We start from the raw sequence: 339 nt of genomic DNA on the forward strand, positions 1-339 counted from the left end.
GGGATGCCTGGACAGCAGAAGATAACTTTGATTCCGCCTTGGATAAAGATGGAAATGCGGTCGACTTCTCACAAGTTAGTGTAGATGCTTCAAAAGTTGATACTTCTAAAGCAGGAACATATGATGTCACTTATACTTATGATGGCGTTACAAGTACAGCCAAAGTCACAGTTAAAGACAAGCAAACAGCGGTAAATGTGCATGACTCTACTCTTTATGTAGGGGATGCCTGGACAGCAGAAGATAACTTTGATTCCGCCTTGGATAAAGATGGAAATGCGGTCGACTTCTCACAAGTTAGTGTAGATGCTTCAAAAGTTGATACTTCTAAAGCAGGAA

General features: G+C 41.3%; 1 protein-coding gene. It reads left to right on the forward strand.

Translation table 11 applies throughout. From position 1 onward, the window contains the following. A partial coding sequence (locus BZZ03_RS11805) for a bacterial Ig-like domain-containing protein (RefSeq protein ID WP_198943963.1) occupies positions 1–339 on the forward strand: 339 nt, incomplete at both ends.

It is taken from the genome of Lactococcus petauri (genome assembly GCF_002154895.1).
Lineage (GTDB): Bacteria > Bacillota > Bacilli > Lactobacillales > Streptococcaceae > Lactococcus > Lactococcus petauri.